10 protein-coding genes are annotated in these 13,182 nt (G+C 39.8%); 5 read left to right on the plus strand and 5 right to left on the minus strand.

The features are described 5' to 3' along the window. Positions 1-93 precede the first annotated feature (93 nt). Positions 94-1,152, plus strand: coding sequence for a PQQ-dependent sugar dehydrogenase (locus tag GM920_RS11825; RefSeq protein ID WP_202986094.1), 1,059 nt, complete (start codon positions 94-96; stop codon positions 1,150-1,152). A 71-nt stretch (positions 1,153-1,223) separates the two neighbouring features. Beyond that, entirely contained in the window at positions 1,224-2,495 is a 1,272-nt protein-coding gene (locus GM920_RS11830; RefSeq protein WP_182957333.1) for a mechanosensitive ion channel family protein, read from the plus strand. 83 nt (positions 2,496-2,578) lie between these two features. Here GM920_RS11830 and GM920_RS11835 read toward each other — a convergent pair whose 3' ends face one another. The 3 genes from GM920_RS11835 to GM920_RS11845 form a co-directional block, all read right to left on the minus strand. Continuing rightward, positions 2,579-4,537, minus strand: a complete 1,959-nt coding sequence (locus tag GM920_RS11835) for a M1 family metallopeptidase (protein WP_182957335.1) — start codon at positions 4,535-4,537, stop codon at positions 2,579-2,581. 81 nt (positions 4,538-4,618) lie between these two features. Continuing rightward, positions 4,619-5,344, minus strand: a complete 726-nt coding sequence (locus tag GM920_RS11840) for a hypothetical protein (RefSeq protein ID WP_182957338.1) — start codon at positions 5,342-5,344, stop codon at positions 4,619-4,621. 67 nt (positions 5,345-5,411) lie between these two features. Then, a complete protein-coding gene (locus GM920_RS11845; protein WP_182957341.1) occupies positions 5,412-5,759 on the minus strand; it encodes an arsenate reductase in 348 nt (115 codons plus the stop codon). A gap of 216 nt (positions 5,760-5,975) precedes the next feature. Between GM920_RS11845 and GM920_RS11850 the strand changes: the two genes are divergently transcribed. Genes GM920_RS11850 through GM920_RS11860 form a run of 3 tightly spaced genes read left to right on the plus strand, consistent with a single transcriptional unit; the run spans position 5,976 to position 11,900 of the window. Beyond that, entirely contained in the window at positions 5,976-9,449 is a 3,474-nt protein-coding gene (locus GM920_RS11850; RefSeq protein WP_182957344.1) for a hybrid sensor histidine kinase/response regulator, read from the plus strand. 1 nt (position 9,450) lies between these two features. After that, positions 9,451-10,278, plus strand: coding sequence for a CheR family methyltransferase (locus GM920_RS11855; RefSeq protein WP_182957347.1), 828 nt, complete (start codon positions 9,451-9,453; stop codon positions 10,276-10,278). Between the two features lie 35 nt (positions 10,279-10,313). Next, entirely contained in the window at positions 10,314-11,900 is a 1,587-nt protein-coding gene (locus GM920_RS11860; RefSeq protein WP_182957376.1) for a response regulator, read from the plus strand. Positions 11,901-11,923: 23 nt separating this feature from the next. Here the strand turns inward: GM920_RS11860 and pth are convergent, their stop codons facing one another. After that, the gene (pth, locus tag GM920_RS11865) at positions 11,924-12,484 is read right to left on the minus strand and encodes an aminoacyl-tRNA hydrolase (RefSeq protein WP_182957379.1); all 561 of its coding nucleotides are present in this window, start codon (positions 12,482-12,484) and stop codon (positions 11,924-11,926) included. 111 nt (positions 12,485-12,595) lie between these two features. Next, entirely contained in the window at positions 12,596-13,174 is a 579-nt protein-coding gene (locus tag GM920_RS11870) for a 50S ribosomal protein L25/general stress protein Ctc (protein WP_182957382.1), read from the minus strand. Positions 13,175-13,182 lie beyond the last annotated feature (8 nt).

Here is a 13,182-nt window from a genome sequence, read left to right on the forward strand (position 1 = left end):
TTAACACCATTCCATAATCCGATGAAATACTTAGCTCCTATTTTTTGCCTAATGCTATGCATTCCACTGTTGGCGGTTACTTGTAACCGCCCAATGGAAAAACTAGAAGAACCCAGACTTAAAGACATCAAGCTTCCTGAAGGCTTCAAAATTGAGGTTTTTGCAAAAGTGGACAATCCAAGATCCATGGCTTTAGGTGCAAATGGAACCGTATTTGTAGGTAACCGTGATGGGGATAAAGTCTACGCCCTGGTAGATGAAAATAAAGATGGTATCGCCGAAAAAACCTATATCATCGCCCAAGGTTTAAAAGATATGCCCAACGGTGTTGCCTTTAAAGATGGTAACCTATATGTAGCAGAAATCAGCAAAATCTGGCGTTATGATAATATTGAAAAACACTTAGCAAATCCGCCTAAGCCAGTACTGGTTTACGATAAACTTCCGACAGATACCCACCATGGTTGGAAATACATTGCTTTTGGTCCCGATGGAAAACTCTATGTGCCTATTGGCGCCCCCTGCAATATTTGCGATAATACAGATAAAGATAAAAGATATGCCTCCATCACCCGGATGAATCCCGATGGCACTGGCTTTGAAATTTTCGCCAATGGCGTCAGGAACTCTGTAGGTTTCGACTGGAATCCACTGACCAAAGATCTTTGGTTTACTGACAATGGAAGAGATATGTTAGGCGATGATATCCCAGCAGATGAACTCAACCGTGCAGAAAAGCCTGGAATGCATTTTGGCTATCCATTTGTCCATGCAGGAGATCTATTAGATCCAGAATTTGGTAAAGGAAAAAACCCTAAAGACTACACTCCTCCTCAGGCAAAACTAAACGCACATACCGCTGCATTGGGTATGAAATTTTATACAGGCGATCAGTTCCCGAAAGCTTACAAAAATCAAATCTTCATTGCAGAGCATGGTTCGTGGAACAGAAAAGAACCTACAGGCTACCGCGTAACCCTGGTTAAATTGGATGGGAACAAAGTGATCAGCTATGAGCCCTTTGCCTCCGGCTGGCTGAAAAACGGAAAAGCATGGGGAAGACCTGTTGATGTGCTGCAGCTAAAAGATGGCTCGCTCCTCGTTTCTGATGACTTTGCAAACCTTGTTTATAGAATCACTTATGATAAATAATTTTTCAAGCCTGAACATCGTCTTTCCGGGATATTTTTTGTAACCTGCCGAAATCAGTAAAAATACCGGAAATGAGATTTAAAGATTACGAATTTGACTTCACTGACATTAGCCGCAGTACCTATAAGATCCTTATAAAATGGGGTGTTCCAGAAAGCATTGCAACTTTCGTCAACCTATTTATCCTGTTAACTGCGTTGATCATCGCAGTATATTTATTGCATAACGTACTCAGACGCTTATTGAGGATTACTTTAATCCGCATCGTTAAGACGACAAGACTTGATTTCTTTTTGCACCTGCTAGAAAATCGATTTGCACATTATATTGCCTTACTCGCTGCAGTCTCCTTGATCAGAAATGCCTTGCCGGCAGTTTTCCATTCTTTTCATACGTTGACAAAAGTATTGATTAAACTGACCGATGCTTATCTGGTGATCCTGATCATCTGGGTGCTCATGACATTCATCAAATCTGGCGCTGAATCTTTAAGAAAAAGAGCCACTTTTCGCTCTAAACCGATAGAAAGTTACTTACAGGTAATCCGGATTATATTCTACCTGATCGCAACCGTGATTATCTTTACCATCCTTACCGGAAAAGACCCTACTGTTGCTTTTACCGCAATGGGGGCCGCTTCCGCAGTACTATTGTTGATGTTTAAAGATACCATCATGGGATTTGTAGCCAGTATACAAGTCAGCACCAATGATACAGTACGCATTGGCGACTGGATCACGATGCCCAAATATGGTGCAGATGGTGATGTGATGGAGATCAACCTGACTACCGTAAAAGTGCAGAACTTTGACAAGACCATTACCACAATCCCTACTTATTCCTTAGTCTCTGATTCTTTTCAAAATTGGAGGGGAATGAGCGAATCCGGTGGTCGAAGAATTAAACGCGCTATCTTTATCCGCCAATCCACTATACGTTTCATCAACCCGGAAGAACTAGAGGAATTTAGAAAAATCCAATCATTGACCGCTTACATAGACCACCGTCAAAAAGACATCAATAAAAACAATGAACGTGTTGGGGCAGATAAAACTTTACTGATCAATGGAAGAAACCTGACCAATGCCGGTCTCTACAGAAAATATATAGATAACTATATTTCCAACCATAGTGGCATCCATAAAAAAATGACCATGATGGTGAGGCAACTCGCCCCTACTTCAACAGGTCTGCCGATAGAAATTTATGCCTTTACCGGAACTACCAAATGGATTGATTATGAATACATCATGGCCGACATATTTGACCACCTTCTGGCTTCCGCCAAATTCTTTGACTTACAGATCTATGAGATGGAGGTTTTAAATCCTGATCAGGAATAAAAAAAGGCTTCCAGAATTATCTCCGGAAGCCTTTTAAGAATTATTTACCTTTAAACAGTTTCTAATGTAAAAACATTATTGGATTATTTTTTCCAACTGTTATTAGTCTCATTTACATCAGGAAGCACTTTTTCTGGATCTAATGTTACCGAAACCACTTCTTCTGTAGTTGGGTAGTTAACCGTCCAGCTGGTATTTCTCATCCAAACATCAACAGGTAATTTAATGATATCCGTCTTACCACTTTTAGTTTTCACTTCAATGATGACCGGCATCGGCATTTTCTCCAGATTGGTAATCTGAATGTTATACCCTACAATTGCACCATCTTTGTTTACCTCTTTAACATCTGTAATGGCCTGGTCTGTTTTCCAATTCTCCAGGAACCATCCTTTCCAGAACCAGGAAAGATCTTCTCCTGCCCCATTTTCCATAGCACGGAAAAAATCAAATGGTGTAGGGTGTTTGAAAGCCCAGTTCTCAATATATTTTTTAAAGGCATAGTCGAAACGATCTGCACCCAATACCTGATCTCTTAAAATATTTAGGCCAACACCTGGCTTAAAATATAGGTTAGTGCCAATATTTGCTTCTTTCATCGCATCTGGCATTAACATCACATATTCAAGTTTGTCATTCGCCATTGATTTACCAATAGCCTGTATATTACTTGGTTTGCGTTTATACTCTCCCTTATTGAACTCGGCAGCAGACAAGCCATTGATGAAAGTATTGAAACCCTCATCCATCCAACCGTATTTACGCTCATTGCTACCCACAATCATTGGGAACCAGGTGTGTCCAAATTCATGGTCAATTACACCCCAGGCGCTACCATTTTTAGCTTTCCAGCCGCAAAAAACAATACCAGGATATTCCATACCACCCACATTACTCGCCACATTGACTGCCATTGGATATGGATATTCGAACCATTTTTTAGAATAATATTCTATAGAAGCTTTCACATACTCTGCACCACGACCGTAACCATCTTTGCCATTACTTTCTACTGGTTGAGCAGAAACTGCCAAGGATTTCTTACCACTTGGCAGGTTTATTCTTGCAGCATCTAATACAAATGCTTTTGAAGAAGCCCATGCCACATCGCGTGTATTTTTGATCTTAAACTTCCAGGTTAATTTCCCTGTCCCCGGGCGCGACTTAGGATTGGTCACTTCTTCTTCCGTACGAATGGTTACTGTTTTATCGCTTTGTTTAGCGGCATTCCAGCGTGACAATTCCGTTGGGGTAAAAACTTCCTGTGGATTTAACAATTCACCAGAACCCATTACAATATGGTTTGAAGGAGCTGTAACATCGAAATCAACATCGCCGTATTCACAGTAAAACTCTCCGGCACCCCAATATGGAAGCGTATTCCAGCCCAGCACGTCATCATAAACAGCCATTCTTGGGAACCATTGTGCAATGGAAAAAATCTCCCCGTTTTTGGTAGTCAAGTGTCCCATGCGGTCTGAACCATTAATAGGAATGATAAAAGAAAAATTCATTTTGATGGTGATCACGTCTCCATTTGCAGCCAATGGCTGATCCAGACGGATCTGCATCCTGGTATCTTCGGTAATCGAAGTAAACTTCACTGGCTTTGCTTTTTGAGCCAGACTCAGTCCTTCAATTTTATAGCCACCATCAACTTTCTCCCCTCTGGCACCGTATCGGCTACCAGCAGCAATCAAAGAGTTCCCTCTTGAATTTTCAGAGAAAAGATTTTGGTCCATTTGCAACCATAAGTAAGGTAGCTTATCCGGACTGTTATTTTTATAGGTAATCGTAACCGTACCTGTTACTTGGTTTTTGGCTTCATCAAGGTTCGCTGTGATTTTGTAATCAGCACGGTTTTGCCAGTATTTAGGCCCTGGATAGCCACTTGCAGAACGGAACTCATTCCCATTCTGGGTGTAAAACAATGGGTTAAATGCAGCATGAGGGTCATAGTTACCAGTAGCTTGTTGCGCCATGGAACTAAAACCAAATGCGCATAACAATACCCCTAACAAGGTAAACTTATTCTTCATCATATGTTGTTTGGTTATAGATTCGAACTAAAGATATAAAATGAATATTTATACCTAACCATTGTAACGGTTTTATTAGTTCGGCTATAACTTCGGCATCGGCGGCAATTTGCGCTGATCTGCAGGAAGTTTTTTCCAGGTATTGTAGGCTTTCGCGATATAGTATTTATAATTAAAAGGGCGTTCACTCATCACCAGAGCTACATTTGGACGAAACATTACGATAAAATCTTTCAACTCCTGACCGTCTAATTTGACTAATTCCGTAATGGTTTTTTCATTGAAATTATTCCTGATTTCTGTCTCATATGCATCTCTTTCTTCCAGGAAACGAATCTTTTCTCTTTCTCTTTTCATTTTGCCATAGCCGAGGTTCACAATTAATCCTCCGGCTTTGTCCGTATTCTTTTTACCCTCCAGACCATCAGTCATGATCCTTTTAACCGGTTTTCCTGTTCCATCAACCAGCACATCAGGATTCACCTTTGCCCCTTTAATCTCTACGCCTTTTAACTCATTCGCGATGACTGGTAAATAGATAATTTTCGGTTTCAGGTCAATTAAATATAAAGTATCTGTATGGAAACCTGGATGAGAGAACTCGATTAAATCCCCAACTTTAGCAGGTAGGCTAAACTGTCCTGCGGCCTTAGTTTTTATTGACTTCTTATTGTCCAGATTTCTAACGAGCACATCCTGCATCGGGAAAGACTTATTGTCGAAGTCATAAACCGCACCGGTGATTGATGATTGTGCCCACAAACCTAAAGGAGCAATACTAACGAAGAATAAAAATAAATATTTAACCATACTCAAATGTAACACTGTTTCTTTCTATATGAAACTGTTTAACAAAAATTAACAGCAAAAGATTTAACTATTTTAATATTGTTTCGTAAGCTGCTTCATCAAAGCCAATCAGTATCGCTTTGCCATTCAATTCTACCACTGGTCTTTTGATTGCACTCGTATGGTTTAATAGCACTTCAATGGCACTATTTTGATCCACTACATTGCCTTGTTGCTCCGGGCTCAACTTTTTCCAGGTTGTTCCTTTTTTATTCAACACCTTTTCCCAACCAAAAGTACTGCACCATTCATCTAATTTTTCTACCGTAATTCCTTGCTTTTTGAAGTCATGAAATAATGGGTTAAATCCTTGTTCCGCCAGCCAGGTTCTGGCCTTTTTCACTGTGTTACAATTTGGTATTCCGTATATAATCATAAGCACAAAAATAAAATTTATTATCGTTAATATTGTCTTGATTTTATCTAGCTCTGTGGGGGAGCGATATGAAATTGCAAAAATTAACAACAAAAAGTACAACACTAACCTTATTCTCCTGTAAAACAGGGATTAGAAGGCTCATTGTATCCCGACTGCATTTTCAATTCCCCCTGCAAATCCGGATAATTCCCCCATACTTAATCGTTCTATTTTATGTTTAAACTAACTTTTAAACAACAAGTATTAACAGGATTTACTGTTTCCTTATTGTTTGTACTTGTCTCTGCCATCACCTCCTACCTCAGTGTAGAAAAACTGAAAGACGACACACAATGGCAAAGTCATACTTACGAAGTCATCAACTTACTTAAAAATACAGAGGTTCAGGTACTGAATTCAGAAAGCTCATTAAGAGGTTTTATCATTTCTCAAAAAAGTGATTACCTCAGACCATACAATAAAAATGCGCCAATGATATTGGAAACCGTTCAGGATCTAAAAAAATTGCTATCTGACAATCCAGACCAAATAGAACGGGCAGATTCTCTAGACTATTTTACGCATAAAAAGGTAGCAGAAATGCAGGAAGTCATCCGCATTTATGACAAAGAAGGTGCGCTGGCGGCTGCAACACGTGTACAGGATGGCGACGGGCAATTTTACAAGGACAAGATACTTTCTTTCAGCCGAAAAATGATTGAAGTAGAGTTCAAGCTCCTCAATCTACGCAAGGAAAACACGGCCATCAGCAGTCAACGGAGCACATGGATCATTTCACTAAGTGCATTGGTCATATTCGGTTTAATTTTATTCCTGTTTACTTATATCAAAAAAACCTTTGATCAACAGAAAGAAACGGAAGGTCATATCAGGGAATCCAATTTAAAATTAGAAAAAATCTCCGCAGAGAATGAACAAAAGAACTGGTTGCTTTCCGGTGCATCTGAGGTAAATGATGCCATGCGGGGAGAGCAAGAAGTGGAAGAACTTTCGGCAAATATTATCACCCGGATTAGTAATTATATTGGAGCCCCGGTTGGCGCATTTTTCTTATTCAGTAAGTCGCGAAATGTATTCCGCTTTAGTGGTGGTTATGCCTATAAGCCTCATAAAGGAGAAACCAGTCAGTATCAATATGGAGAAGGCTTGGTTGGGCAGGCAGCTTCAGAAAAGCAAGCTAAATTATTTAAAAATGTGCCGCTTGATTACCTGAAAATTCGCTCTGGTTTAGGCAGTACACTTCCGCAAAGCATCTACCTCCTTCCAATCGTATTTGAAGAGGAAACATTGGCCGTGATTGAGCTTGGTTTACAGGAGGATCCTGATGAAAAAACCATCTTATTCTTAAATACCATCGGTGAAAGCATTGGCTTAGCAGTAAACAGTGCAGTCGCCCGTGTCAAATTAAGAGACTTATTTGAACAAACGCAACAACAGGCAGAAGAGTTGGCCAGTCAGCAGGAAGAATTAAGGACAACCAATGAGGAGCTGATGTACAAAACAGATCAGCTACAATCTTCAGAAGAGGAACTGAGGGTGCAACAGGAAGAACTACGCCAAACCAATGCCGAACTGGAAGAAAAAGCACAGCAGCTGGAAGAGCGTAACATCTCTATAAACCAAGCCAGGGAAGCCATCAGCTTAAAAGCGGAAGAACTGGAGATTTCCAGTAAATATAAATCGGAGTTTTTAGCCAATATGAGTCATGAACTGAGGACACCATTAAACAGTATTCTGATCCTGGCTAGAATATTAAAAGAAAACAGACCAGAAAACTTAAATGAAGACCAGATTAAATACGCGGGTGTTATTCACAACGCAGGTAACGATTTATTGAGCCTGATCAATGATATTCTCGACTTGTCGAAAATTGAATCTGGAAAGGTAGACCTGAGCATAGAAAAGGTGAAACCGATCGCCATCAGCCAGAGTATGGAATCCCTGTTTAACGAGTTGGCCAGAAGTAAGAAAATTGACTTCCAATCCGTTTTAGCTGAAGATCTTCCTGAACACATTGTAACTGACCAGTCCAGAGTTGAGCAAATTGTGAAAAACCTGTTGTCTAATGCATTTAAATTTACACCGGAATATGGTCATATCACTTTAACAATCAGCAGACCGGATCAACATGTGAAATTTTATGCAGATCGTCTTAAAAATGCCAAAGAAGAAATCATTGGCATTACCGTTAAAGATTCTGGTATTGGCATTCCAGAAGACAAGCAGAAACTGATCTTTGAGGCCTTCCAACAGGCGGACGGCTCTACCAGCAGAAAGTTTGGTGGCACTGGGCTTGGTCTATCCATCAGCAAAGAGCTTGCTTATCTGTTGGGTGGAGAAATTCAAGTAACCAGTAAACCCAATGAAGGCAGTACGTTTACCTTGTATATCCCAAGAAATAATGATTTTCAGTTACCGGAGCAGCTAAGCCCTGTTCATCCGGAGTCTTATACCGCTGCCACTCCTGTATTTGAGTACGGGACCCAAGATGAAAAACATGCCGATCAGGCACAAACGATTCTGATTATTGAAGATGATGAAGTTTTTGCCGATGTACTGAAGGACTATGCCATAGAAAAAGGTTTCCATCCGATCCTTGCACATAGCGGAGATACTGGCTTAGCGATGGCATTTGAGCATTTACCAGATGCCATTGTTCTGGATATTATGCTACCCATAATGGATGGATGGACCATTCTTAAAAAGCTAAAAGCAGATCCAAAAACCAAACATATCCCAGTCCACATGATGTCGGCAGGAAATGAAAAAGCAAGCAAAGCAAAAAAAGAAGGGGCAATTGGCTTCCTTAAAAAGCCAGTGGAGAAAGAACAGCTGGACGAGGCTTTTAATTTACTCAGTGCAGCCTATTTAAAATACAATTTCAAGAGCGTTCTCGTGATTGAAGATCAGGAACTACAAAGTAGGGCGCTGACCGAACAACTCACAGAAAAAGGAGTAGATGTGAAACAGGCGTTTACCGGTAAGGAAGCCCTTGATCTTTTAAATGACCAAATCTTTGATTGCATTATCCTGGATTTAAAGCTTCCTGATATTTCCGGATTCGACTTATTGGATCAGATTAAGTCTCAGACTTTACATGCGCATATTCCGGTAATCATCAATACTGCAATGGAACTTGATCAGGAAAAGATTGCGCATATCATGAGGTATACCGATGCGATGGTTTTAAAATCCAACAAGTCCAACGACCGCCTGATTGACGAGGTGAGCTTATTCATCAATAAACTGAAACAGGATGGTCCGGCAAAGCCCAACCTTGGAAAAGGGAAAAGTGTGTCTACGATGGAAAAGGTATTGAAAGACAAAACCATCCTCATCACCGATGATGACATGCGAAATATTTTTGCACTTTCCAGTGCTTTACAAGTATATGACCTGAAAATTGTCATTGCCAATAACGGAAGAGAAGCTTTAGAAAAACTCGAAGAATCTGAACAGATCGACCTGGTATTAATGGACATCATGATGCCCGAAATGGATGGTTACGAGGCGATGAAAGCCATTAGAAAAGAAAAACGCTTTGCCAAACTTCCAATCATTGCTTTAACGGCAAAGGCAATGAAAAATGATCGGGAGCGTTGTATTGAAGCCGGAGCCAACGACTACATTTCTAAACCTGTTGACATGGATAAACTGTTATCGATGTTAAGAGTCTGGTTAAGTTAATATGCAGAACGAAGAAGAAGATTACATCAGCTATGATCAGTTAGCAGAACTAATTGATTTTATAAAGAATATTCACGGCTTTGATTTTAGCGAGTATTCCCCAGCCTCTTTAAAAAGGAGGGTGACCAGAATCATGCAGTTGCAAAAACTAAGTCTTTTTGACTTACGTACTTTACTAACAAATGATCATGATTATTTTGAGAATTTCCTCATTGAAATTACAGTGAATGTAACCGAAATGTTTAGAGACCCCTCATTTTATCATTCGGTGAAAGAAAACATCATTCCTTACCTACGTTCCTATCAGCGCATCAAGGTATGGAATGCTGGCTGCTCCACAGGAGAGGAAGTGTACTCCTTTGCCATCCTGTTTTCAGATGAAGCACTTTATGACCGGAGCTTTTTTTATGGCACAGACATCAACAATGATGTGCTGGATTTCGCCAAAAATGGCATTTATGATTTACAGAAGATGAAGCAATTTTCAGAAAATTATCAAAAAACCGGAGCGATCCACACCCTTTCTGACTATTACACAGCCAGGTATGAAGCTGCATCCATCAACCATTCTTTAAAAAAGAATTTGCTGTTTTCGGCACATAATTTAGCTTCAGATGGTGTCTTTAACGAATTTCAACTGATCTCCTGTCGCAATGTACTCATCTATTTCAATACAGACTTACAGAAGAAAGTTATCGAATTGTTCTACAACAGTTTAGCGAACTTCGGTTTCCTATGTCTGGGCGCCAAAGAAACCTTAAGAAGCACCGAAACCGGTCGCTTCAAAATCATAGATAAGAAACATAACATTTACCAAAAAATAGCTTAAGGAGCTTTAATTACTATCCCTGAGCAAAACTTAATATGGAAAAGATTAATATATTAATTGTTGATGACAGACCAGAGAACATTATTGCGCTAGAAGCATTATTGCAACGGAAAGACATCAATATCATTACCACTACCAACCCGAACGAGGCGCTTAGGATATCCTGGGAGAAGGATATTGCGATTGCAATGGTGGATGTTCAAATGCCGGAAATGGATGGCTTTGAGTTGGTAGAAATCTTAAAAAGTAACCCCCGGACTAAGGAAATCCTGATCATATTTGTAACGGCCATTTCCAAAGAAACCAAATACGCGGTAAAAGGTTTGAATTCAGGTGCCGTAGATTACCTGTACAAGCCATTAGATCCTTATGTGACCTCTGCAAAAGTAGATTCCTTTATCAGACTGGTGAGAACCGAACGCGAGATCAAAAGGAAGAACCAGGAGTTGATGGCCTACCAAAAAGAATTGATCAAAGCGAAAGAGCAGGCAGAACAAGGTAAACGAATCAAAGAAAATTTCCTGGCCAATATGAGTCATGAAATCCGTACGCCTATAAATGGCATCATCGGACTGGCGAACTTATTGAGTAAAACCAACCTAAGTCCAGAGCAAAAGGAAATGGTAAGCCTGTTGGAGATTTCATCGGATTCACTTTTAGGAGTGATTAACGACATCCTAGACTTATCGAAAATCGAATCTGGAAAGTTCAAAATCAACCGTTCTGAAACTGACCTTGCTAAAATATGCAATTCAGTAGTCAACCTGCTACGCATCCGTGCAATGGAAAAGCAATTGAGTCTGACCATGGAGTTAGATCCTGACCTTCCAAACTTAGTACTGGCAGATTCTCTACGCTTGAATCAGATTTTAATGAACCTGATTGGTAATGCGATTAAATTTACCATTCAAGGCAGTGTGCATTTAAAAACCAAAATCCTGGATAGAAAGGGTAACAATGTCCACATCAGGTTTTCTGTGACTGATACAGGTATCGGCATTGCCAAGAATAATATCGATAAGATATTTGAAACCTTCGAACAGGCTGATGAGCAAACCACGGTAAAATTCGGAGGTACGGGTTTGGGTCTCTCTATTGTTAAAAATCTGGCAAAGTTAAAAGGTGGTAGTTTAGAAGTTTCCAGTGAAGAAGGAGTCGGCAGTACTTTCTCTTTCAGCAATTGGTACGAAATTTCGAAAGATGCAATTCTGGTCAAAACGATGGCCAAGCCTTCTTTAGATCATTTCCCTGGCTTAAGGGTACTCGTTGCAGAAGACAATCCCATCAACAAATTTCTGATCATCAAAATCTTAAAAGACTGGCAGGTCATTCCTGATGTAGTTGAAAATGGAAAGGATGCTTTAACGCAATTAAATGAAGCAGACTACGACTTGATCTTAATGGACACTTTCATGCCGGTTATGAATGGCTTGGACGCGATTAAGCTCATTCGTGAAGGCTTTGTCAAAGGCAAAGAGAACATTCCAATTATCACCTTTTCGGCGGCAGTTTTAGAAACTGATAAACAAACTGCCATTGATGCAGGTGCAAATGATGTAGTGAGTAAGCCTTTTGAATTGGATGTACTCCATCAAAAAATTAAAAAATATACGTCTAAATAATAGGCTGTTTTATTAAGCAGGTATTATTTGTTAAAGGCAGTCATTGTTAAAGCGGGGCCAATGGTCACAAAACTTTTGATCAGGTCCACGCTTTTGCTAATCAGTGCTGGAAGTTCAGGTTGTTCATCTTTATCAAAGGGCGCCAATACATAATCCGCCTGTCTCCCTTTTGCAAAATTATCACTAATGCCAAAACGTAACCTCGGGTAGGCTTGTCCCCCGCAAAGCTCTTCAATGCTTTTCAATCCATTGTGTCCTGCGCTACTCCCCTGCATTTTCAGACGGAGTTTACCCAATGGCAATGCCAGGTCATCCACAATCACTAGTACGTTTTCCAATGGAATTCTCAATTCCCTCATATAATAATTTACCGATTTTCCACTCAGGTTCATATAAGTGGTTGGCTTAATCACATGCAGCTTCTTCCCTTTGAAAGAAACTTCCGAATAGTAAGCCAAACGGATATTAGAAAATGTGCCTCCGAGTTCTTTTACCAGCTCATCAGCGATATCAAAACCAATATTATGACGGGTATGTGCGTATTCCGGACCAATATTCCCTAAACCAACAATTAAGTATTTCATCTCTTGCAAATATAATAGTTTAGCTGAGAACAGCTATGGAATCATTTTATCCGACAAAAAAAAAGCAGTACCGTTGCCGATACTGCTTTTTTAGATTGGACTAAAAAGAAATTATTTCTTGTTAGCTTCGTTCTCAGCTTGTTTTAAAGCTCTTGACATTCCAACAGAAACGATAGTGTCTTCTGGAGTGTTAGTGATTGTGTAATCTGCTTTCGCGATATCACGTACACGGAACAAGTTACCAACTTCTAATTTTGCAATGCTAACTTCAACTGTTTGAGGCATATCTTTTGGAAGTGATCTCACACGAAGTTTACGTAATTTTTGTACTAATTTACCACCCATTTTAACACCTGGAGAAGTACCGGTCAATTTAACTGGGATTTCCATTAAGATTTCTTTGTCATCAAATAACTGAAGAAAATCTACGTGTAATAATAGGTCAGTAAGTGGGTGAAATTGTAATTCTTTAATGATAGCTTTAGTTTTAGTACCATTAATGTCAATTTCAACAAAGTTTGCTTCTGGAGTGTAAATAGCATCCTTTAATTCAGTAGTAATTACAGCAAAGTGTTTTTGCTCTGTACCACCATACAATACTGCAGGAACTTTACCTTCATAGCGAAGCTCTTTAGCATCGCGTTTCCCTACGTTCTCTCTTGGAGAACCGCTAATTGCGATTGTTTTCATTTTATATT

The organism is Pedobacter gandavensis (assembly GCF_014172405.1).
GTDB lineage: Bacteria > Bacteroidota > Bacteroidia > Sphingobacteriales > Sphingobacteriaceae > Pedobacter > Pedobacter gandavensis.

Excerpts from the sequence above, each read along its gene's own strand:
- GM920_RS11825 (WP_202986094.1), top strand. The coding sequence starts at position 94 with ATGGAAAAACTAGAAGAACCCAGACTTAAAGACATCAAGCTTCCTGAA.
- GM920_RS11830 (WP_182957333.1), top strand. The coding sequence starts at position 1,224 with ATGAGATTTAAAGATTACGAATTTGACTTCACTGACATTAGCCGCAGT.
- GM920_RS11835 (WP_182957335.1), bottom strand. The coding sequence starts at position 4,537 with ATGATGAAGAATAAGTTTACCTTGTTAGGGGTATTGTTATGCGCATTT.
- GM920_RS11840 (WP_182957338.1), bottom strand. The coding sequence starts at position 5,344 with ATGGTTAAATATTTATTTTTATTCTTCGTTAGTATTGCTCCTTTAGGT.
- GM920_RS11845 (WP_182957341.1), bottom strand. The coding sequence starts at position 5,759 with ATGATTATATACGGAATACCAAATTGTAACACAGTGAAAAAGGCCAGA.
- GM920_RS11850 (WP_182957344.1), top strand. The coding sequence starts at position 5,976 with ATGTTTAAACTAACTTTTAAACAACAAGTATTAACAGGATTTACTGTT.
- GM920_RS11855 (WP_182957347.1), top strand. The coding sequence starts at position 9,451 with ATGCAGAACGAAGAAGAAGATTACATCAGCTATGATCAGTTAGCAGAA.
- GM920_RS11860 (WP_182957376.1), top strand. The coding sequence starts at position 10,314 with ATGGAAAAGATTAATATATTAATTGTTGATGACAGACCAGAGAACATT.
- pth (WP_182957379.1), bottom strand. The coding sequence starts at position 12,484 with ATGAAATACTTAATTGTTGGTTTAGGGAATATTGGTCCGGAATACGCA.
- GM920_RS11870 (WP_182957382.1), bottom strand. The coding sequence starts at position 13,174 with ATGAAAACAATCGCAATTAGCGGTTCTCCAAGAGAGAACGTAGGGAAA.